The organism is Flaviflexus equikiangi (assembly GCF_014069875.1).
Classification (GTDB): Bacteria; Actinomycetota; Actinomycetes; order Actinomycetales; family Actinomycetaceae; genus Flaviflexus; species Flaviflexus equikiangi.
Map to the genome: position 1 here is coordinate 120,920 of NZ_CP059676.1, position 20,424 is coordinate 141,343.

The 20,424-nt window shown below is 62.6% G+C and carries 17 protein-coding genes and 1 tRNA gene; 14 read left to right on the forward strand and 4 right to left on the reverse strand.

All coding sequences use genetic code 11. The features are described 5' to 3' along the window. The first annotated feature begins 2 nt into the window (after nt 1–2). Genes H2O75_RS10860 through H2O75_RS00645 form a run of 4 tightly spaced genes read left to right on the forward strand, consistent with a single transcriptional unit; the run spans nt 3 to nt 3,419 of the window. Nucleotides 3–1,019, forward strand: coding sequence for a CpaE-like family protein (locus H2O75_RS10860; protein WP_259365265.1), 1,017 nt, complete (start codon nt 3–5; stop codon nt 1,017–1,019). Then, nucleotides 1,016–2,170 carry a TadA family conjugal transfer-associated ATPase gene (locus H2O75_RS00635; RefSeq protein ID WP_259365266.1) on the forward strand — a complete coding sequence of 385 codons (1,155 nt, stop codon included), beginning with the start codon at nt 1,016–1,018 and terminating at the stop codon, nt 2,168–2,170. Before H2O75_RS10860 ends, H2O75_RS00635 begins: the two co-directional genes overlap by 4 nt. Continuing rightward, nucleotides 2,167–2,892: a type II secretion system F family protein gene (locus H2O75_RS00640; RefSeq protein ID WP_182172231.1), complete on the forward strand. Its 726-nt coding sequence runs from the start codon at nt 2,167–2,169 to the stop codon at nt 2,890–2,892. Before H2O75_RS00635 ends, H2O75_RS00640 begins: the two co-directional genes overlap by 4 nt. Next, the gene (locus tag H2O75_RS00645; protein ID WP_182172234.1) at nt 2,889–3,419 is read left to right on the forward strand and encodes a type II secretion system F family protein; all 531 of its coding nucleotides are present in this window, start codon (nt 2,889–2,891) and stop codon (nt 3,417–3,419) included. The genes H2O75_RS00640 and H2O75_RS00645 overlap by 4 nt, the downstream gene beginning before the upstream one ends. Here the strand turns inward: H2O75_RS00645 and H2O75_RS00650 are convergent. Then, on the reverse strand, nt 3,416–4,390 hold the full coding sequence (locus tag H2O75_RS00650) for an aldo/keto reductase (protein ID WP_182172237.1): 975 nt from the start codon (nt 4,388–4,390) through the stop codon (nt 3,416–3,418). The genes H2O75_RS00645 and H2O75_RS00650 overlap by 4 nt on opposite strands. Before the next feature lie 366 nt (nt 4,391–4,756). On the opposite strand from H2O75_RS00650, the gene H2O75_RS00655 reads away from it, so the two are divergent. From H2O75_RS00655 to H2O75_RS00665, 3 genes are read left to right on the forward strand one after another with little or no spacing between them, the layout of a single operon-like run. After that, nucleotides 4,757–4,942: a DUF4244 domain-containing protein gene (locus H2O75_RS00655; protein WP_182172240.1), complete on the forward strand. Its 186-nt coding sequence runs from the start codon at nt 4,757–4,759 to the stop codon at nt 4,940–4,942. 42 nt (nt 4,943–4,984) lie between these two features. After that, on the forward strand, nt 4,985–5,353 hold the full coding sequence (locus tag H2O75_RS00660; protein WP_182172244.1) for a TadE family protein: 369 nt from the start codon (nt 4,985–4,987) through the stop codon (nt 5,351–5,353). Continuing rightward, nucleotides 5,353–5,697, forward strand: coding sequence for an Rv3654c family TadE-like protein (locus tag H2O75_RS00665; RefSeq protein WP_182172247.1), 345 nt, complete (start codon nt 5,353–5,355; stop codon nt 5,695–5,697). The genes H2O75_RS00660 and H2O75_RS00665 overlap by 1 nt, the downstream gene beginning before the upstream one ends. Before the next feature lie 145 nt (nt 5,698–5,842). Here H2O75_RS00665 and H2O75_RS00670 read toward each other — a convergent pair whose 3' ends face one another. From H2O75_RS00670 to H2O75_RS00680, 3 genes are all read right to left on the reverse strand, one after another. Next, nucleotides 5,843–6,199, reverse strand: a complete 357-nt coding sequence (locus tag H2O75_RS00670; protein WP_182172250.1) for a hypothetical protein — start codon at nt 6,197–6,199, stop codon at nt 5,843–5,845. A 485-nt stretch (nt 6,200–6,684) separates the two neighbouring features. Beyond that, nucleotides 6,685–9,042, reverse strand: coding sequence for a DEAD/DEAH box helicase (locus H2O75_RS00675; RefSeq protein WP_182172253.1), 2,358 nt, complete (start codon nt 9,040–9,042; stop codon nt 6,685–6,687). Between the two features lie 62 nt (nt 9,043–9,104). Next, a complete protein-coding gene (locus H2O75_RS00680; RefSeq protein ID WP_204736198.1) occupies nt 9,105–10,511 on the reverse strand; it encodes an MFS transporter in 1,407 nt (468 codons plus the stop codon). Nucleotides 10,512–10,632: 121 nt separating this feature from the next. On the opposite strand from H2O75_RS00680, the gene H2O75_RS00685 reads away from it, so the two are divergent. The 7 genes from H2O75_RS00685 to H2O75_RS00715 all read left to right on the forward strand — a co-directional run bounded on the left by H2O75_RS00685 (nt 10,633) and on the right by H2O75_RS00715 (nt 20,414). After that, nucleotides 10,633–12,084, forward strand: a complete 1,452-nt coding sequence (locus tag H2O75_RS00685; protein WP_220462746.1) for a DUF7059 domain-containing protein — start codon at nt 10,633–10,635, stop codon at nt 12,082–12,084. 104 nt (nt 12,085–12,188) lie between these two features. Then, nucleotides 12,189–14,948, forward strand: a complete 2,760-nt coding sequence (gene topA / locus H2O75_RS00690; RefSeq protein WP_182172262.1) for a type I DNA topoisomerase — start codon at nt 12,189–12,191, stop codon at nt 14,946–14,948. Then, nucleotides 14,945–15,547 carry a dTMP kinase gene (tmk, locus tag H2O75_RS00695; protein ID WP_259365267.1) on the forward strand — a complete coding sequence of 201 codons (603 nt, stop codon included), beginning with the start codon at nt 14,945–14,947 and terminating at the stop codon, nt 15,545–15,547. Before topA ends, tmk begins: the two co-directional genes overlap by 4 nt. Then, nucleotides 15,534–16,685 carry a DNA polymerase III subunit delta' gene (locus tag H2O75_RS00700; RefSeq protein ID WP_182172265.1) on the forward strand — a complete coding sequence of 384 codons (1,152 nt, stop codon included), beginning with the start codon at nt 15,534–15,536 and terminating at the stop codon, nt 16,683–16,685. Before tmk ends, H2O75_RS00700 begins: the two co-directional genes overlap by 14 nt. A 52-nt stretch (nt 16,686–16,737) precedes the next feature. Further along, entirely contained in the window at nt 16,738–18,267 is a 1,530-nt protein-coding gene (locus tag H2O75_RS00705; RefSeq protein WP_182172268.1) for an alpha/beta hydrolase, read from the forward strand. A gap of 93 nt (nt 18,268–18,360) precedes the next feature. After that, nucleotides 18,361–18,436: transfer RNA gene (locus tag H2O75_RS00710), tRNA-Thr, on the forward strand. Between the two features lie 604 nt (nt 18,437–19,040). Beyond that, nucleotides 19,041–20,414, forward strand: a complete 1,374-nt coding sequence (locus tag H2O75_RS00715) for an MFS transporter (protein ID WP_182172271.1) — start codon at nt 19,041–19,043, stop codon at nt 20,412–20,414. Nucleotides 20,415–20,424: the final 10 nt, after the last annotated feature.

The window sequence follows — 20,424 nt, forward strand, 5'->3', positions numbered from 1 at the left end:
CCATGAACGACAAGGTTTCCCATCGCAGGGTCAGGACCCAGCCGCTGACGACAGTTCTCATCCGCGCGTCCAGCCCAGAACTCCTCACGGACATCGAACGACTCGCAGAGGTCGCGGGAGTCGATACGGCCACGGTTCCTGTATCGGGAGAGGCGCCCCCGGCAATACTCACACTCGTCGAAGAGTCGGGCACGACGAGAACGGCAAGAGCCAGTTTCAACGAACTGTTCCAACCGGAGTTCGCAGGTAAGTCGGTCAGCGTCAATCCGCGCACAGAACCTGCGGACCTGCTGGAACTGTTCGTCGCGGCGGGCGCAACCCAACGAGGCGTCATCGTCGGCGTGATCGGCTGTCACGGCGGCGCGGGAGCGACTGTGCTTGCAACGATGCTGGCGCGACAGCTAGCGCAGGATGGGACGACGTCGCTCATTGACATGGATCCCCTCTCGCCCGGGTACGGGATGCTGCTCAGCCTCGAGGCGGGAGGCAAACGGTGGCCAGATATCGGCAAAGAGAACGGAACCCTGCTTCCGGGTCGGCTCGTGGATTCGCTTCCGAGATGGAAGAGCGTGCGAGTTCTCACCGGTGACGACAGGGGTGCTATTCCTCTCTCCGGCCGTGCAGGAATCCTTGCAGCGTCAGCAGTATCCCAGGTCAGTGCGGTGACGGTCGTCGACCTGCCACGCTTCGCGCTCCTCAAACTCAACCCGGCCTCGGAGTGGCTCACGTGGCTCGACCATCTCGTCACAGTGACACGGCCAGACGTCACGTGCCTCGCCGCAGCGAAACGGACACTGAGCCTCATCCCGCCCGCCCTCGCCCACACGCTCGTCGTGGGAGGTGTGAAGAGCGTCGGGCAGGCGGACGATGCCGCCCATCAACTTGGCATGGAGGGATGTCCGCTCCGGTACGAGCGAACATTCGATGGCGACATCGCCCACGGAATGACACCGGGAGATCGCCTCCGCTCGGGATCCGCCCGCGATATTCGCCGCATCGCAACCAGGGTCCTCTCGTGAGCCCTCTCTTCGCAGACCTTGCCGCCGCACGTGCCGCCGTGGTCGGCGGGGACCGGATCGGCACGGTTCTTGCAGGGGCCGTCCCCGATGCGATCTCCATCGCCTCCGTCGCCTCTGTCGGCCAAGGAATCCTGCAACAGCTCGAGGGTGCAGGCCCCGTGCTCCAGCCGCTCCTCGAGGATCCCGAGGTGACGGATGTCCTCGTCAACGGAACCGAGGGCGTGTGGGTGGACCGAGGGAACGGACTCGAACGCGTGAGCCACACGACGGAAGACCTCAATGACCCCTTGGAGGTGCGAAAACTCGCTGTCCGGCTTGCAGCGACCTGCGGTCAGCGCCTCGACGATGCGTCCCCGATCGTCGATGGAACATTTCCTACCGGGGTACGCCTTCATGCAGTCCTTCCGCCGCTTGCTGCGGAGGGCACTCTGATCTCTCTGCGCACGCAGCGAACTGTGGCACTGACTCTCGATGATCTCGTCGAATCGGGAACCTCGAGTGTGCCCATGGCACGAGCTGTGTCAGCGATGGTCGGTGCAAAAGCGAACGTCATGATCTCGGGTGCAACCGGTTCGGGCAAGACAACCCTCCTTTCTGCGCTCCTCGGGTTGGTTCCGCCTGCCGAACGGATCGTCGTCATCGAAGAGTCGGCCGAACTCCGGCCCACCCATCCCCATTGCGTCCACCTTCAAGTGCGTCACGCCAACGTGCAGGGGGCCGGCGAGGTCTCGATGAGCGATCTCGTTCGAGCGGCAATGAGAATGCGACCGGACAGGCTTGTCCTCGGTGAGTGTCGAGGCGCAGAAGTCAGAGATGTTCTCGCAGCCCTGAACACAGGCCACGAGGGCGGGTGGGCCACCATTCATGCCAATACGGCGCAGGATGTGCCGGCCAGGCTTGTGGCTCTCGGGGCGCTCGCGGGCATGTCAGAACCAACAGTTGCCGCCCAAGCCTCGTCAGCGCTCGACGCCATCATCCACATCCGCCGAACATCAGGTGGGAGGCGGATCGACCACGTGGCCGTGCTGTCGCGGGATGAGGGGCGCCTGGTCTCGGAGCCTGCACTCGTCACGCGTGGCGGCGAGACAGCACCTGGGCCAGGATGGGAGAGGCTGGCGGCCCGATTGGGCATCGAGAAGAGCTTCCTATGATCGTCGCGCTGTGCGCTGGCCTTGCTCTCGCTGCCGCGATCCTCACGACGACGAGCGGACGTCGTTTGCCCCGACCTGCCGTGACTCGCTCTCGAACGAGACGAGCCTCGATCTCCATACCGCGCCGCCACGACATTGATCTCGGCGTGCTGGCGACCGATGTTGCGACGCGACTCCGTGCGGGCATGGGGGTCGAACAGGCGTGGCGACTCTCTCTCCAGCGGGCGGGGCTGCCTGCCCGCCAACCAGTCCTCGATACGCAGGGGTCCCCGCGGATCCTCAACGAATTGGACGCGAGCGATGGAGTGCTGGCAGAAGCCCTTGCCCTGGTCAAGGGGGAGCCGAGAATAACCCACCTGACGCGGATCGCGCTCCCGTCGCTACTGACCGCTACGCGCCTCACGTGGCAGACAGGAGCTCCGATGGCGGACGTCCTCGACGAGTGCGCCGCTGGTCTCACGGAGGCGGGAGAGGCGCAGACGGCCCGAGAAATCGCTCTTCAAGGGCCGAAGTCGACAGCTGCGATGCTGGCGTGGCTGCCGCTGCTCGGACTGGGCCTGGGGCTGTTCATGGGCGTCGACCCCCTGGGTTTCCTCTTCGGATCCACACTCGGTCGAATCTTCCTCATCGCTGGTTCTATCTGTGAAATAGCGGGAATCGTCGTTGTGAGAAAGATGGTTCGCTCCGCACAGTCGGATGGTGCGATCGGGCGGGCCTCATGATCGCCATCCTCGTCGCGACTGTTCTTCTTGCGCTGCTGTGGCCGCCGCGCCGGCTTCCGCGCCCGCCCAAGGCGCCCCCGATCAAAGCGAAGCCCATTGATGAGGCGATGATCATCGATCTCGCGACTGCTCTCGTGTCCGCGGGGGCTGCTATTCCGACCGTCCTACAGGCGCTCGGCACGTGCCTGCCGCCGGGGGATGAGGCTGAGGACGCGATGAGGGCGAGCCGGTCCCTGCTCATGGGCGCGTCCTGGGAGGAGGCGTGGCAGACCAGCTCGGGCCGGCTATCGAGGTTGTCAGCCGCACTCGAACCGGCTTGGGTCGACGGCGCCCCGCCCGTTGTCATGCTTCGCCGCGCCGCCGCATCCGTGCGGGCGCGGCGTCTCAAGGATGCTCAGGAGGCCGCTGCGCGGCTCGGTGTCCGTCTCGTCCTGCCGTTGGGCCTCTGCTTCCTGCCGGCCTTCTTCCTCATCGGGGTTGCGCCAGTCATCATCTCCATGGGGATGATGGTCTTCGGCGGTCGCTAGAAGAGTGCAATCTTCGGTGCCGGGGGAAAGATCGTATCGAGCTCGGCCATGTCTTCCGCAGTTGGTACCCACGAAGCTGAGCGGGCGTTCGCATAGACCTGTTCGGGCTTTGTCACGCCGGCGATGATCGACGTGACGGGGTGGGAGGCCAGAAGGAAGGAGAAGGCGACCTCCAGCTCCGTCAGGCCGCGCTCCTGTGCGAAGGCGCGGAGCTTCTTCAGCTGGTCGAAGTCCGTTGACTCCATGAGTTGTGGCTTCGCAACATCGAGGCGGGATCCATCGGGCGCAATGCCATCCGTGTATTTGCCGGTCAAGAGTCCGTTCGCGAGGGGGTAGTAGGGGAGGACCCCAAGGCCGAACTGGGTCGAGGCGGGCAGGACTTCGAGCTCCGCGCGACGATCGAGAAGGCTGAAGTTGTTTTGAGCGGAAACGAACCGCTCTGTGCCGAGCTCCCGAGCAACATGGTCGAAATGAGCGATCTGCCAGCCGGACATGTTGGAGTGCCCGATGTATCGGACCTTGCCGGACCTCACGAGATCGTCCAAGGCGGACAGGGTCTCTTCAATGGGAGTGAGGGGATCGGGTGAGTGGTAGATGTAGAGGTCGATGTAGTCCGTGCCGAGGCGGCGCAGGGATGCCTCAGCCGCGTTGATGATGTAGCGGCGTGATCCGCGCGCGTTGAAGTCGGCTCCGTTGGCCCCGCGTGCATCGAGGCCGAACTTTGTCGCGATCACAACCTTGTCACGATTGCTGCCCAGGGCTCGTCCGACCAGGGTTTCGGACAGTCCCGCCTCCATCCCGTACATGTCGGCAGTGTCGAAGAGGGTGATGCCAGCGTCAAGAGCCCGATCGATCACCGCTTTCGTGCCCTCATAGCTCTCGGTCGCAGAGCCTTTGCGGCCGAAATTGTTTCCGCCCAGACCCACTGTCGATACTGTGAGTCCGGATTTACCCATGCGTCGCATCTCCATGTATCCAGTCTAGGGAAATGCGGGTGGAGAGGGAGGGAATGGACGGGAGCGGTCAGTTCCTGTCATGGCGTCAAGGTGGACGTGTGCTCTCCATATTTTGAAATAGCGTTCTCTGCTTCTCCCGTCTCGACGAATCAACGGACGTCGATCGCCGGATGCGCGAATGGGCGCGTAGAGGCATGCCACATCATCACGCATAGCTGCTCGGAAATGCGGTTCATCCAGTCAATCCGGCAGCAACCTGTCCACAGCGGAAGAAGGCAGAGACACCTCCACATGAGCATTTCGAGGACGGCACGGGGATAGCCTGCCGCGGGACAGTTGCACTGTGCCCAACCGGGCGCGCGACAACGAAAGGACAAAGCCATGAATCCCCATCTCGAAGAATGCCACGACCTCGACGACCCGGAAGCCGGTATGGCGACCGCGGAATATGCGATCGGTACAGTCGCGGCAACGTCATTCGGAGGGCTTCTCGTATGGATCCTTGACCAGCCATGGGTCAAGGAAGCGCTCGAGAACATCTTCCGCTCCATCTTCAACTTCTTCTAGCGCTGAGTGGCCGGCCCTTCGGGGCCGGCCACGGAGGACCTCATGAAACAGACACAACGACAGCGCGGCAGTGACAGGGAGCGGGGCATGGTCACAGCAGAGCTGGCCATGACCCTGCCGGTCGTCATGACGGTGCTTTTCCTCGTCGTCAGCCTCGGCCTCGCGCTCGTCACGCAGCTGCGTATCACCGACGCGGCACGGGAGGCGGCTCGAGGATATGCGATGGAGATGAGCGAGAGTGAGATCCGCGCAATCGTCTCTGATCGGGCCGGTCACAAGGCTGAAATCCGTGTCCGCGACTCGGGAGAGACCCTGGCAGTGACAGTGCAGGCTCCCGTGGGAGGGCCATGGAGCCTCCTCGATCTCACTGCGGAATCAACGATCACGGTGTTCGCAGAAGGGGGAGGGTGATGTCGGATCGAGAACGCGGATCCGGCACCGTCCTATCCGTCGCTATCATCGGCGTTATCAGCGCTCTTGCACTCATCCTCGCGACGCTTGCCGCAGGCTTCGACGCCAAGCATCGTGCCGACAGCGCTGCCGACTTCGGCGCGCTCGCGGCTGCGGAGAGCCTCCACGATCCCTTCAGCTCGCGAGCTCCGTGCGAGGCTGCGGCGCTTGTCGTGACGGATGCGGAACTGGTCTCGTGCACCGTGAGAGGCTCCCGAGTGGTCGTCGAGACACAAGCCTCCGTGACTTTTGGGATCATAGCGACGTGGCGGTTGACGGGAATTGCGGAAGCCGGCCCACGTTAGCCGCCCGACACAAGCGGAAGCTTAAAGCGCCTGATTACGGGCAGATCCTATGCCCACCGGCGACGTCGGTGGACATAGGATCCGAAGAAGGAGCGAGAGTTTGTCCGTCGCACTGTAGCGAGATGGTCGTGGCTGGTGAGAGGAACTAGCTGAAGAAGGTCAGTGAGAACTCATCTGCGCGGCTGATGTCGGCCCCTGAGAGATCGACGCTCAGCTGAGAGCTGTCGATGACACTCTCCGAGGGTGATGGGAGTGCCTGCCATACCTGTCCGACCCGGTAGGCGACTTCGTACTTGAGGCCGATGCAGGCGGGGGAGATCTGCGAAAAACTGACCTCCGAGAGGCGCCACGGAACATCCCCCGTACCGACGAAATCAGGTTCCCCCATGGTCACGGCGAGGGGCTGTGAGGCGGGCTGGCATGTGGTCGAGACGCCAACAGCGCCAGCCTGAAAATTGCCAGACCATCCGGCGCCCAATTGAGTGGCTGCTGCAAAACCCAAACTGCTCACTGTGAGGACGATGACGGCAGAGAGAAAGATCTTCGTCAGGAAATCGGCTCCCGAAAAAATATGTAGGGTACCCTCTACGCCCTGCATTCTGTCCGCTTCCCTGTCGCGGCAGTGCCGTCTCCCACATGGAATATGGTGCGTGTCACAAGCGCCGTATTCCGACACAGTAGCACTCGATTTGAGACTAAACGCTACCGTTCTGTATTTGAGACATACCTGTCCAATAAGTGGTGGTGGCGGTGGAGGGGGTGCGGGGCCACGTTTGTGCAATCGGGATCGCGGTGGTGCGCAAACTCAATGCCTGCCTACCGTTTGGTAGATATAGGCGTTTCTGTGGGCGAGGGTGATGCGTTCGTGCCACGTGATCTGCGCATTCGTCTGAGCCGGTCGTGCCTGCGATGAGTTTGTGTGGCATTCATGGCGCCGCCGATTCGCCTTCATGTGTGCTTGCGCACGGCAGTCGCTCGTGGTTGGCGCTATGGTCGCGTACTCATCATGTCCTCCAGCAGCGCGCTGCCCAGGATGAGGGCACCTACCTTCGAGAGCGGAGAGTTGCCGTTGCCGCACTTCGGTGATTGCACGCACGACGGACATCCCTCCCGGCAGGGGCAGGACTCCAGTCGACTCACCGTTGCCGCCAACCATTCGGTGGCTGCGTGGAAACCGCGCTCGGCGCATCCAGAACCGCCGGGGATAGCGTCGTGAATGATGATTGTCGGTCCCCCCGTCTGTGGATGGTGGGCGGTCGAGAGTCCTCCAATATCCCAACGGTCGCATGTGGCGAACAGCGGCAGGAGTCCAATGGCGGCGTGCTCGAGCCCGTGGAGCGAGCCCGGAAGGATGTCGAGGGTCAATCCGGCCTCGGTGCAGCGCGTCTGTGAGATCGTCCACCAGCAGCCCTGTGTGGGGAGCTGGCGCAATGGCATCTCGAGCGGCATCCGCCCCAGGTAGAGGCCGTCTCGGCTCCGACGAGTGTCGTAGCCCGTGACTCGCGATGCGACGAGGACGTCGCCAAAAGCAAGGATGCCGTGGCGCAATTCTCGCTCTCGGGAAGTCGCGGTGATCTCGACCGCGGTCTCTGCAACGGCGAACGTGCGAACCTCTTCATCCCGATACGGCTCGACAATCGCGCGCTCCTCATCGAGAGACGTGACGAGGTACGGCGCTCCCTGGTGAACGTAGATCGCGTGTGGATGGACGGCCGTATCGGCCTGCCCCGAGGACACGGTGCCAAGCAGCACTCCCGTGCTTCCCTCGATGATCGAGATTTCGCTTCCCCCTCCGCGAATGTCGACCATGGCGTGAGCTGAGACGCCAAGTGCAACATTCCAGCGCCAGGTTCCGCCCCGATGCGTCAACAGTCCAGCATCGACCAGCTCATCGAAGTTCGCGGTCGATTCGAATCCGAAGACTGCAGCGTCGGAGGCCGTGAGGGGAAGCTCTGCGGCTGCCGCGCAGACTTGGGCAGAAACGGCATACGGGTTTGTCGGATCGAAGACCTGGGCCTCAACGGACTGCGTCAGCAGATCGTCAACATGCTCTGCCAGATATTGATCGAGTGGATCATCTCGGGCGATAAGAACGCCGATGCCGTCTTTCCCGCCACGCCCTGCCCGGCCCAGCTGCTGGCGGAACGATGCGTGAGTGCCCGGCCATCCCGACATGATGACAGCGTCAAGGCCAGAGATATCAATGCCGAGCTCAAGAGCGTTCGTCGTTGCCAGGGCCCTGATCCTTCCCTCTCGCAATCCCGCTTCGAGATCCCTGCGCTCCTCCGGCAGGTAACCTCCGCGGTACGCGGCGACGCGGTCGGAGAGCCCCGAACAACGTTCCGTCAGAGACTCGCGGACAAGCTGTGCCACCGTCTCCGCGCCCGCACGCGAACGCGCGAAGACCAGTGTCGAGGCGCCAGCGTCGACCGCCCGAGCGGCAGCCTCCGCCGCCTCCTTCACCGCGGAGCGGCGCGGAGCTTCACTCGGGCCGTCGAGGACGAGGATGTCCGCCTCCGATGCGGAGGGGAGGGGGCGTCCGCGTGCGACAACCAGATGAGTAGCGGAATGTGCAGAGCAGTCGGTATCGATGACAGCGATGTCGTCACGGGCAACGCCGAGGAAACGCGCGGCCGTGGCTCCCGGGTCGTTGGCGGTGGCGGAGAGGAACACGACCGTCGGGTTGGCGCCATAGTGGCGCGCGATGCGGAGCATGCGGCGGGTGACGAGCGCGACTTGAGCGCCGGTCATCCCGCGATAGGTATGGAACTCGTCGATGATGATCGTCGAGAGCCCGGCCCACATTCGGCTCCAGTTCTGGTGGCCGGCAAGAAGCGAGAAGTGCGCGAAGTCCGGGTTTGTGAGGATGAGATTGGCGTGGGCGCGGGCCCACCGGCGGACCTCGGTCGGAGCATCGCCGTCGACAGCTGCCGCCAGTGCGGGAGAGGCCGTTGCCGCGATCATTCGGTTGAGGCTATCGAGCTGATCCGCCGCCAAGGCCTTCGTGGGCGCGAGATAGAGTGCGGACGGTTTCCTCCGGATGTCGGCGAGGCTGACGGACGACCGGTAGCCTGCGATGTCTGACAGGACCGGCATCCAGGCGATGAGTGACTTCCCCGAGCCTGTGCCCGTAGCGATGACGGTGTGCCGATGGTCGTGGATCGCCTCCATGCCCTCCGCCTGATGCTGCCAGGCCTGGATGCCGAGGCGTGCCAGCCCCGCCGTCACATCGGGGTGGAGCCACGAGGGCCAGGGTGCGTGCACTCCCTCCCTGGCCGGGGTGTGGTGAATGCCTGCCACCTGATCAGCGCTGAGACCGTCCAGGATCGCGTTCCACAGTGTCATAGGTGCCAATGTAGCCGCGACCGGTGCCAGAAGCCTCGCCACCGCGCCAGAGAACTCGTCTTCTAGACGGTGTCTTGCCCGCGGCCTTTCACTGCGTCAACGGTCGCGATCGTCAGGGCGATCAACATGAAGAAGGTGATGAGTGCGAAGCCCCACGCCAATGCGACGTCATAGCCGGAAGATACGTGGCTGAAATAGAGGCCGGTGACGGCGGCCGTACCCATGGCAGTGCCGACCCGTTGGCCCGTCTGCATGATTCCGCCCGCCGTGCCGCCATGATTGGGCGGAACCTCACGCAGCGTCAACGTCTGATTCGGAGACGTGATCCACCCGGCGCCGAAGCCGATGGGGAGGACGGCAAGCATCAGCCACCACACGGGAGCTCCTGCCATGATGGCAAACGCTGCGATCACAGTGAGGACGAGGCCTGCGATATTGAGGAGGAGGCCGGTGACGACCAGCCATCGTCCGTGCGTGACGACGAGGCGGCCCCCGATGTAGGAGGTGTACACGGATAGGATCGCGGCGGGCAGTCCGACCATGCCGGCGACGAGTGCTGTCTGCCCGGCTCCCTCCTGCACGAACTGTGCAAGCAGGACCCAAATCGTCGTCGTGCCCGCGAAGAACACGGCGATCATCGCGGATCCGAGTGAGAATGATCGGATCCGGAAGAGCGAGAGATTGACCATCGGGGAACGCCCAGAAAACCTGTAGTGCTGTTCCCACGCGAGCCAGCAGGCTCCTACGACTGCGCCGAGGGCGAGGAACCACCAGGTTTGGGGACTGTCCTCCGCCATCATGAACGGCAGCATCGTCAAGAATACGGCCGTCCCGAGAAGGATGGCCCCGATTGGATCGAGGTCGTGCTTGACCCCGCTCGTGCGAGGCGTCTTGGGCAGCCAGGCGAGTGCGAGAACGATGGAGATGATCGAGAGCGGAACGTTGATTCCCATCGTCCACCGCCACCCCACCCCAGCCGGGAGCCAGCCGATGATCGCGCCGCCGAGGACGGGCCCGATGGCGACGGCGAAGCCGACGACGGCACCGAAGATGCCGAAGGCGCGGGCGCGATCTCTGCCCGTGTAATGCTGCTGGATGATCCCGGTGATCTGGGGATTCATGATGCCGGAGCCGACGCCCATGAGAGCGCGCGCGATGTTGAGGACAACAATGCTGGGGGCGAGAGCGGCGACGAGCGAGAACGTTCCGAAAATGGCGACGCCGAGAATGAAGAGGCGCTCGCGGCCGAGGAGGTCCCCGGCTCTGCCGGATGCGATGAGGACCACTCCGAAAGTCAGCGAATAGCCTGATAGCACCCACTGGAGGCCCGTTGAGGACGCGTCGAGCCCCACGCGGATCGACGGCAGTGCGACGTTGATGATGGAGACCGCCACGAGCGCAGTGAAGAGCGCAGAGAGGAGGACGAGAAGGACTCGGTTGCGGTCGGTGGGTGTCAGCGTCGGGGTCACAATCACCAACCATAGCCCTCGACGTGCAAGCAGTTCTGGGTTCGGTCGATGTTCCTCGCCGAGTTCAGATACCATTCTTCCTAGTGTCAAGAAACAGTAAGGGTAGGGGTAGGGAATCGTGATGAATCTGACAGGTGTGGCTGATCGTCTTCGGCTTGAGCTTGCCGACTACACCGTCGCGGGTGTCAACACCGCACTCGGCAGAACGGGTGTCGCCGCAATCGAACGGGAACAGCGAGTCCCTGGAATCCTCCACGCCAGTCGCCAGCCGGGCCGGTTACCACTCCTCGTGAAGCTCTTTCTCCTCGGCCATGCGCTCACGGCAGAGGAATATGAGGTTGCTCTGCCGTCGATTCCGCTCGAGGAAGCGATCGACACAGGCCTCGTCACGAAAGACATCAAGGCACGGATCGCTCTACGCCCCATAGCGGTGCCTGAGAGGCACGGCGGGGGAGAGCTGATCATCGCCTCCGATCTTGGCCCGCTCCAGGGATGCTCTCCCAAGCATGACCATGTCATGCCGGTCGGAGGCGCCACGAAGACCCTGGCGGCCATAACCTCCTACGAGCCGGGGCAGTCTGTCCTCGATCTCGGCACAGGATGCGGGTACCATGCACTCCTCGCCGCACGGGCCGGCGCCAGGGTCGTCGCCACCGACGTGTCCGAGCGGGCCCTCGACTTCGCTCGTCTCAACGCAGCCCTTGCGGGCCTGACAATCGAGACCCGGTTGGGCTCCCTCTACGAGCCGGTGCCGGAAAGGTTCGATCGCATCGTCACGAATCCTCCCTTCGTCGTCACACCTCCCAGCGTTCGAGAGATCATCGGCACCTATGACTACCGCGACGCGGGTGTCGACGGCGACTCGCTGCTGACGAGCATTCTGACGGGCGTGGGGGATCACCTGACCGACGACGGTGTGGCCTGGATGCTCGGCAACTGGCTTGTCGACGCCGAGGTCGACTCCGGAGAGTTCGGTGTCGCCTGGCAGGATCCAGTCCGCGAATGGCTCGGGGATCGTGAAGCGTGGGTCGTGTTGCGCGATGCGACGGATCCCGCCCAGTATGCGGAGATGTGGCTGCGCGATGCTGGGATCACCGGTTCGGCTTTCACGATGGCCTACTGCTCCTGGTTGAAAGAGATCAATGCCGAGTCAGTCGCCTTCGGATACATCACCGTCGGAGCCCTGCCAGGCCCCCAGCGCCTGGAAGACTATCGCGGTCCGATCGGGGATTCCTTCGCAGACGCCGCCTGGCAGAACAGGAGACTCGCGGCGCTGTCTGACGATGCGCTGATGTCCAAGCACCTGCGCACCAACGGCGTTGTCGAGAAACGCCTGCATACCCCCGGCCAGGCCGACCCGTGGTTCATCGCACTGTCGGGACACGGGCGGGAGATTCCTGTCAGTGCGGAAGCGGCAGGCTTTGTGGGTGCGTGCGACGGGGAGCTGAGCGTCGCGCAGATCATCGGCGCTCTCGCGGGGCTCCTCGATGCGTCCACGGACGACATGGTGCACGCGGTCCTCCCCACCGTTCGGGAACTCATCGGGGCAGGTTTATTGGTCGACATCGGGTGATATCGTTTTCCGCAATGCGGGGCTGCAGATTGTCCTAGGGAGCCTTACTCCTTATATATTGTGGTCAGTCCCCATCGGGATCCGTGTCAACCGAAGGAAGTTCAGTGACCAAGCTTGTCATCGTTGAGTCCCCTGCTAAGGCTCGCACCATTGGCGTCTATCTCGGACCCGAGTATGTCGTCGAGGCCTCAGTCGGGCATATCAGGGACCTTGCTGAACCCCGTGAGCTTCCCGCGGACATGAAGAAGGGCCCCTACGGGCGGTTCGCGGTCAACACGGAAGACGGGTTCGACCCCTACTATCTTGTCGATCCGAGCAAGAAGAAGAAGGTTTCCGAGCTCAAAGCCCTCCTCAAGGACGCCGATGAGCTCTATCTCGCAACTGATGAGGACCGCGAAGGCGAGGCCATCGCGTGGCACCTCCTCCAGGTTCTCAAGCCCAAGGTGCCGGTCAAGCGCATGGTCTTCCACGAAATCACGAAGGAAGCAATCGAGCGTGCGCTCGAGAACACGCGGGAGATCGACACTCAGCTCGTCGACGCCCAGGAGTCCCGCCGTATCCTCGACCGCCTCTACGGCTACGAAGTCTCACCCGTCCTGTGGCGCAAAATCAACCAGGGCCTGTCGGCAGGTCGCGTCCAGTCCGTCGCGACGCGCCTTGTCGTCGAACGCGAACGCGAGCGAATGGCGTTCGTTCCCGCTGGCTATTGGGGTGTAAGGGTCAAGCTCAGCGGCGGAGACGAGGGGGCCCGTGAAACATTCAAGGCCCGCCTCGCAACGGTGGATGCTCGTCCCGTCGCTCAAGGCAAAGACTTCGGTGACGACGGGAAGCTGATCCCCGCTGCCGTGCGCAAAGACGTTGCGGTCCTCGATGAGGAGTCGGCGACAGCGCTCGCGAATGCTCTCCAAGACGCCGCGATCGGCGTCACCAATGTGGAGTCGAAGCCGTCGAAGCGCCGCCCCTCTCCTCCTTTCACCACCTCGACACTGCAGCAGGAGGCGTCGAGGAAGCTCGGCATGAACTCACGCCAGGCGATGAGTGTTGCCCAGCAGCTCTACGAAAACGGTTTCATCACCTACATGCGTACCGACTCCGTCGACCTGTCGAAGGAAGCGATCTCGGCCGCCCGGGCGCAGGTGAAGGAGCGCTACGGAGCCGACCATGTCCCGGACAAGCCCCGCATGTACTCGAAGAAGGCGAAGGGGGCGCAGGAGGCCCATGAGGCCGTCCGCCCTGCAGGCGATACGTTCCGCACCCCGGACCAGGTGCGCGGATCGTTGAACTCGGCCCAATACAAGCTGTACGAACTCATCTGGAAGCGCACCCTCGCATCACAGATGTCGGACGCCAGCCTCCTCACCGTGTCCGTGCAGATGTCCACTGAAGTCAACGCTGCCGGCTTCACCAAGGTGGGCCTTGTGGCTTCCGGCACTGTCGTGACATTCCCTGGCTTCCTCGCGGTCTATGAGGAGGGCAAGGACTCATCGCGCCATGACGACAAGGATGGCGAATCCCGCCTTCCCGATCTCTCCGAAGGCGATGTTGTCGACGTCGTCGAGCCCGGGGCCGTCGCAGAGGGCCACGAGACCACTCCGCCTCCCCGATACACGGATGCGTCCCTCGTGCGGAAACTCGAAGAGCTCGGCATCGGCCGCCCCTCGACCTACGCCTCGACGATCTCTGTCATCACAGACCGCGGCTACGTCGAGCGCCGCGGCCAGGCAATGATCCCCACGTGGACTGCGTTCTCCGTCATCAGGCTTCTCGAAGAGAACCTCCCCGGCTACGTCGACTACGACTTCACGGCACAGATGGAGGGAGAGCTCGACTCGATCGCCAGCGGCAAGGCCGACAGGGTCGCCTATCTCGAGGCGTTCTATCACGGCGATGACACGCACAAGGGCCTCCAGCATGAGGTGGAGAACCTTGGCGAGATCGACGCACGCGCCCTCAACACGGTCGACATCGGGGAAGGAATCGTCCTGCGGGTCGGCAAATACGGCCCCTACGTCGAACTGCAGCAAGGCGATGAGGATCCGCTCCGCGCTAACGTCCCCGATGAGCTGTCCCCCGACGAGCTGACGGTGGAAAAGGCGAAAGAGCTGCTCGAAAAGGGCAAGGACGATGGTCGAGTACTCGGAAACCATCCCGAGACAGGACTCGAGATCGTCGCGAAGTCGGGACGCTTCGGACCATACGTCATGGAGGTGCTTCCTGAGGATGCGCCGAAGACCGCGAAGGCCAGAACGGCCTCGATCTTCAAGTCGATGAGCCTCTCCACGATCACCCTCGAGCAGGCTCTCGAACTCCTCACCCTGCCGCGTGTGGTCGGAAAGGACGCTGAGGGCGTTGAGATCACAGCCCAATCGGGCAGGTTCGGACCCTACCTCAAGAAGGGCACCGATTCTCGCAGCCTCGAAACTGAAGAGCAGCTGCTCACAGTGACCCTCGAAGAGGCCGAAGAGCTGTTCTCGAAGCCGAAGGCTCGAGGTCGAGCCGCTGCGGCCGCTCCGCTCAAGGAATTCGGGGAGGATCCAGTCTCGAAGAAGCCCGTCGTCCTGAAGAACGGCCGATTCGGTCCCTACGTCACCGACGGTGAGCTCAACGCCTCACTTCGGGTCGCTGACTCCGTCGAAACCATCACCGATGCGAGAGCCTACGAACTTCTCGAGCTGCGGCGTGAATACCTGAAGAACAACCCACCCAAGAGGAAGGCCACGCGCAAGGCGCCCGCGAAGAAGGCGGCCACGAAGAAGACAGCCGCTACCGCGAAGAAGACGACGACAGCTGCCGCGAAGAAGACGACGACGCGCAAGCCTGCCGCGAAGAAGACTGCCACCACGTCGACCACGACAGCATCGTGACCGGGCACTTCATCTCCATCGAAGGTGGCGATGGGGCGGGAAAGACCACGCAGATCACTCTCCTCGCAGACTACATCGCCTCCACGGGACGCGAAGTAGTCGTCACCCGTGAACCCGGGGGCACGCCCTTGGGGAAGCAGATCAGGCAGGCCCTCCTGCACGGGGAGGACCTCTCTGCGCGCACGGAAGCGCTTCTTTATTCCGCCGACCGGGCCCACCATGCCGCCACGGTGATCCGGCCAGCCCTCGACAGGGGAGCAACCGTCATCACCGACAGATTCATCGACTCCTCCGTCGCCTACCAGGGTGCCGCTCGAGCACTCGGAGTCGACGAGATTCGAGAACTCAACAACTGGGCGGTCAACGGCCTCAAGCCGGAGCTCACGATACTCCTCGATCTCGATCCGGTTATCGGTGCCGCCCGGGTCGGTACGGAGAAAGACAGGCTCGAGTCGGCAGGAGACGCCTTCCACCAGCGCGTGCGCCAAACATTCCTCTCCATGGCAGACGCGGAACCGGAACGATTCACCGTCATCGATGCGAGCGGACAGATAGCGGCCATCGCCGCCGAAATCAGGGCGGCCTATGAGCGTCTTTGACGATCTTGCCGGCCAGGACGCTGCGATCGGCGTTCTTCGTCGCGCGGCGATGGATGCCAGGTCGGGCGGCACCGGCATGACACACTCGTGGCTGTTCACCGGCCCGCCAGGCTCGGGGCGTTCCACAGCTGCCAGAGCCTTCGCGGCGGCACTCGAATGTACTGGTGACGAAGCAGGATGCGGAGAATGCCATGGATGCCGAACCGTCATGGCGGGATCGCATCCCGACGTCGAGATCCTTGCCTCCGAGGTCACGACGATCACCGTCGCATCCGTCCGCGAGCTCGTTTCCCGTGCCCAGGCAAGCCCGACCGCGGGCGCGTGGCGTGTCCTCATCATCAAAGAGGCCGATCGGATGCTGGAGCGCACGACGAATGTCCTGCTGAAAGCTATCGAGGAACCGCCGCCGCGCACGGTATGGATCCTGTGCACGCCATCGCCGCGCGATGTTCTGACCACCATTCGCTCTCGGTGTCGCGGATTGAACCTCGTCATTCCGTCGCCCGAGAAGGTCGCGGAGCTGCTTGTCCGAAGGGATGGAATAGACCCCGAACGTGCGCTTGTCGCCGCGCGAGCCGCACAGTCCCATGTCGGTGCAGCAAAGGCTCTCGCAGTCGACTCGACGGTGCGGGAGCGCCGCGAGCTGAATCTTCGAGCCGCCTACCGTGTGAGAACGACGGGTGATGCCGTCCTGGCGGCAAAGGAGCTCCTCGACCGTTCCGAAGAGCAGGCCAAGAGCACCGGTGGTGCTCGGGAGGACCGGGATCATGCAGACCTTCGGAGATCGATGGGACTGGCCCCGGGCGAAGCCATTCCGCCAGCGATGAGGAGCCAGTTCAAGCAGCTGGCGGACGAGGGGAAGAAGCGTGAGACGCGCCAGAAGCGGGACGCGTTCGACAGGGCACTCATTGACCTGCTCTCCTTCTACCGCGACGTTCTTATCGTTCAGCTCGAGGCCGGCACTGATCTCGTCAACGTCGATTTCGAGAGAGAGATTAGCGAGATAGCAGACGCGACAACGGCTGAGAAGACCATCGATATCCTTGAGCACATTGCGTTGGCACGCGAACGCATCGGCGCGAACGTGGCGCCCCAGCTCGCCCTGGAGGCCATGATGATAGCCCTCCGGCGGGGATGAATCCCCCGAGCCTTCGTCGCACATGCTCAGGCTTCTGGTCTACCCTGAAGTCGTGAAAAGATCTCTCGCCGCTCTCGCCTCCCTCACCATCGCTCTCGCCGCATGCTCAACAGCAGTGCCGGGGGATGACGCCTCTGAAAGCGGCACCGCGACAATCGAAGCTCCCGCTGGTCTTGACGAGTTCTACCACCAAGATGTGGAATGGGAGGCGTGCGAGGGCTCTGGCGCGGTGACGACGGAATGCGCGACGGTTAGGGTCCCCCTCGACTACGACGAGCCCGAAGGCGAAACGATCGAACTCTCGATGCTTCGAGTCCCTGCAAGCGGTGACGCAATCGGATCCCTCTTCGTGAATCCTGGCGGCCCGGGCGGGTCCGGTAAGGACATGGCATCCGACGCCTCCTACTATTTCAGCGATGCTCTGAGGGAAAACTACGACATCGTCGGCTTTGATCCACGCGGTGTCGGCGATTCCACTCCGATCGACTGCCTGCCTGATGATGAGCTCGGAGACTTCTTGGATAAGAGTTACCCTGACACTCCCGAGGGTGAGGCGCAGTCGTTGAAAGATACTCGCGCCATCATCGAAGGCTGCGTCGACACGAGTGGGAACCTCCTGGAATTCGTATCCACGATCAATGCTGCGAAAGACATGGATGTCATGAGGGCGGCGCTCGGTGAGACACAGCTCGACTATTTCGGTTTCTCGTACGGCACCCATCTTGGTGGGCAGTACGCCGACATGTTCCCCGAGAACGTGGGACGCATGGTGCTTGACGGTGCGGTCGATCCCGCCGTCTCGGCACTTGATTCGTCCTATTTCCAGGCCGTCGGGTTCGAGCAGGCACTGACCGCCTACGTCGAGTCGTGCCTCGACGATACGGACTGTCCACTGGAGGGCGACACGGTCGAGGAAGCGAAAGCCCACCTGCAGTCCGTCATCGAGGCAACCCAGGACAATCCTCTTCCCACGGCCGTCGACGACAGGGTCGTCAACCCCGCCATCTTCTACACCGGGATCGCCACCACCCTGTATTCGGAAGACACGTGGTCCTACCTCACCGAAGCTCTCATCATGGCCATCGAGGAAGACGATGGCACCTTTATCCTGACCTTCAACGACCTCATGATCGGTCGAGACACCTATAGCGGAGAGTTCTCTGACAACTCCCTCGAGGCGCGTTGGGCGATCAACTGCGTCGACTTCCCCGCCGTGATCGACGAGGAGGCGGTTGCCGCGAACGATGTTCGACTGAACGAGGACGCACCAACATTCGCCCCATATTTCGAGGGCGGCGACACGTTCTGTTCGGAGTGGCCACACACGGCCGACGAGGTGCCGGGACCCTTCGTGGCAGCCGGCTCCAACCCGATTCTCGTCATCGGAACCGTGGGGGACCCCGCCACCCCCTACCAGTCATCCGTCAACCTCGCAGAGCAGCTCGAAAACGGCATCCTTCTCACGTGGGAAGGCGAGGGCCACACAGCATACGGCAGTGCTGGCCCCTGTATTGAAGATGCGGTGGATGACTTCTTCATCAACGGCACGCTCCCAGAGGATGGATTGACCTGCCCCGCCTAGCCTTCTGCCCAGAACTCGAGTGGCCAGCGCCATAGGTGCGCATTTGTGTTCTGGCTCCTGGCTTCGGTAAGCTCGTCGTGCTGATAAAACAGCGCCGCCTTAGCTCAGTCGGTAGAGCGATTCACTCGTAATGAATAGGTCAAGAGTTCGATTCTCTTAGGCGGCTCCACCACGATTCCCCACCACGTCAACAAAAGACGTGAGTGGGGAATCGCTTTATGCGAGACCATGCTTCCCGCCCGGTAGCCATCATGGTCGCCATCTAATTCACGTCTCCTGCTATGTGGAGAGAGTCTTCGATGAGCTAAGCACACGGTCGTAAAATCTGCGGGTACTGGTCCAACGGCTGGTGGGAGGAATCTCGTCGCGCACGAGTTGCTGTGAATCCAATTGCGTGAACGTGTGTCGCCTTCAGCGGCAAATAAGTGAGGCCCATCCGATCGGGACGGGCCTCACTAACTATGACACTTGGGAAGTAATGTCGTGATTTCATCATAAATCTCGCTGCCGAGTATTTATCGGGACCAAAGGCCGAAATGGTGCAAAGTGGAGACGATTTCACGGATGCTCCCGCGATGAATGAGGTTGTGACCTGCGCTGATTCGTGTTTTCGCAATTGTTGATTCTGGTGCGCGAGGGGAGGGTGGACGAGGCCGAGCATCCAGACTGTGGGCGGTGTTTTCCTGCGATGCGGGGACGGAGCGCCCTGGAGTACGCTTCGGGAGAGCATGGGCCATCCCACGCATGATGAGATGCCAGATTCGAAGGAACCAATGACTACTTCTCCCGAAGATCGACACGAACACCGCGATGAGGTTCTCGCACGTTCGGAACGTCTGGAACGACTGCCATTCACGAAGAAACTGGGCAAGCTTCTCGGCACCTCTGGTGTGGGATGGGCGCTGGACGCCATGGACGTCGGCCTCATCTCTTTCATTGTTGCTGCGCTGGCGGAACAGTGGGGGCTGACTGACTCCGAGCGGTCATGGATCATCTCCGTCGGTTTCATCGGAATGGCAGTCGGTGCGACTCTCGGTGGGCTGCTTGCGGACAGGATCGGGCGCAGATCAGTCTTTGCTCTGACGCTCTTGATCTACGGTCTTGCCACTGGAGCGACGGCTCTCGTCGGGTCCGTCGGAGTCCTCCTCGTTTTCCGTTTCATTGTCGGCCTAGGCCTCGGTGCGGAACTGCCCGTCGCTTCGACTCTGGTCTCCGAGTTCGCCCCTCGTGCGATTCGTGGCCGTGTCATCGTGTGGCTCGAGGCATTTTGGGCGTTGGGTTGGATCGCTGCGGCTCTGATCGGCTACTTCGTCGTGGCTGCTTCGGATGATGGCTGGCGGTGGGGTCTCGCCATCGGCGCGATCCCGGCGCTCTATTCCCTCATCATACGAATCCATACTCCCGAGTCCGTTCGCTTCCTCGAAACGAAGGGGAAGTTCGATGAAGCGGAGAGCATCGTTCAAGACTATGAGGCTTCCGCAGGCCCCGAGTACGCCTATGACGGCCCGACGATGCGATCGGAGGAGGATGCTCAACGGTTCGCGGTTCCCCAGCCCGAGCGTCACCTGACCATCTGGTCGCGGTCGATGCGCAGGCGCACCGCCGCCCTGTGGGTGATTTGGTTCGCGATCAATTTCTCCTACTACGGTGCCTTCACGTGGATCCCGTCCTTGTTGACCGCGCAGGGTTTCTCCCTCGTGAAGTCCTTCGAGTTCACTCTCATCATCACCCTCGCCCAGATACCGGGATATTTTGCGGCCGCCTACCTGATCGAGAAGATCGGCAGACGCAGCACTCTCGGGATGTTCTTGGCAGGCTCCGCTGTGGCGGCAATCCTCTACGGCCAGGCGACGGCGGAATGGCAGATCATTGCGGCGGGCATGATGCTCAGCTTCTTCAACCTTGGCGCATGGGGCGCACTCTATGCGATCGGGCCGGAACTCTATCCGACGAGCGTGAGGGGGACGGGGACAGGTGCGGCCGCCGGGTTTGGTCGTATCGCGTCGATCATCACTCCGCTTCTCGTGCCGGTGTTCCTCGGATGGGGAGGCAATGTTCTCGTCTTCACGATCTTCTCCGCTGCCTTCGCCATCGCCGCCGGTGCCGCATATTTCCTCCCCGAACAGCGGGGCAAAGCCATCAACTGAGGGCTGTTGC

What these genes read in the sequence shown, in the direction of transcription:
- H2O75_RS00640 (WP_182172231.1), top strand. Translation starts at nt 2,167, where the DNA reads ATGATCGTCGCGCTGTGCGCTGGCCTTGCTCTCGCTGCCGCGATCCTC.
- H2O75_RS00645 (WP_182172234.1), top strand. Translation starts at nt 2,889, where the DNA reads ATGATCGCCATCCTCGTCGCGACTGTTCTTCTTGCGCTGCTGTGGCCG.
- H2O75_RS00715 (WP_182172271.1), top strand. Translation starts at nt 19,041, where the DNA reads ATGACTACTTCTCCCGAAGATCGACACGAACACCGCGATGAGGTTCTC.
- H2O75_RS10860 (WP_259365265.1), top strand. Translation starts at nt 3, where the DNA reads ATGAACGACAAGGTTTCCCATCGCAGGGTCAGGACCCAGCCGCTGACG.
- H2O75_RS00700 (WP_182172265.1), top strand. Translation starts at nt 15,534, where the DNA reads ATGAGCGTCTTTGACGATCTTGCCGGCCAGGACGCTGCGATCGGCGTT.
- H2O75_RS00665 (WP_182172247.1), top strand. Translation starts at nt 5,353, where the DNA reads ATGTCGGATCGAGAACGCGGATCCGGCACCGTCCTATCCGTCGCTATC.
- H2O75_RS00675 (WP_182172253.1), bottom strand. Translation starts at nt 9,042, where the DNA reads ATGACACTGTGGAACGCGATCCTGGACGGTCTCAGCGCTGATCAGGTG.
- H2O75_RS00650 (WP_182172237.1), bottom strand. Translation starts at nt 4,390, where the DNA reads ATGGAGATGCGACGCATGGGTAAATCCGGACTCACAGTATCGACAGTG.
- H2O75_RS00685 (WP_220462746.1), top strand. Translation starts at nt 10,633, where the DNA reads ATGAATCTGACAGGTGTGGCTGATCGTCTTCGGCTTGAGCTTGCCGAC.
- H2O75_RS00655 (WP_182172240.1), top strand. Translation starts at nt 4,757, where the DNA reads ATGAATCCCCATCTCGAAGAATGCCACGACCTCGACGACCCGGAAGCC.
- H2O75_RS00660 (WP_182172244.1), top strand. Translation starts at nt 4,985, where the DNA reads ATGAAACAGACACAACGACAGCGCGGCAGTGACAGGGAGCGGGGCATG.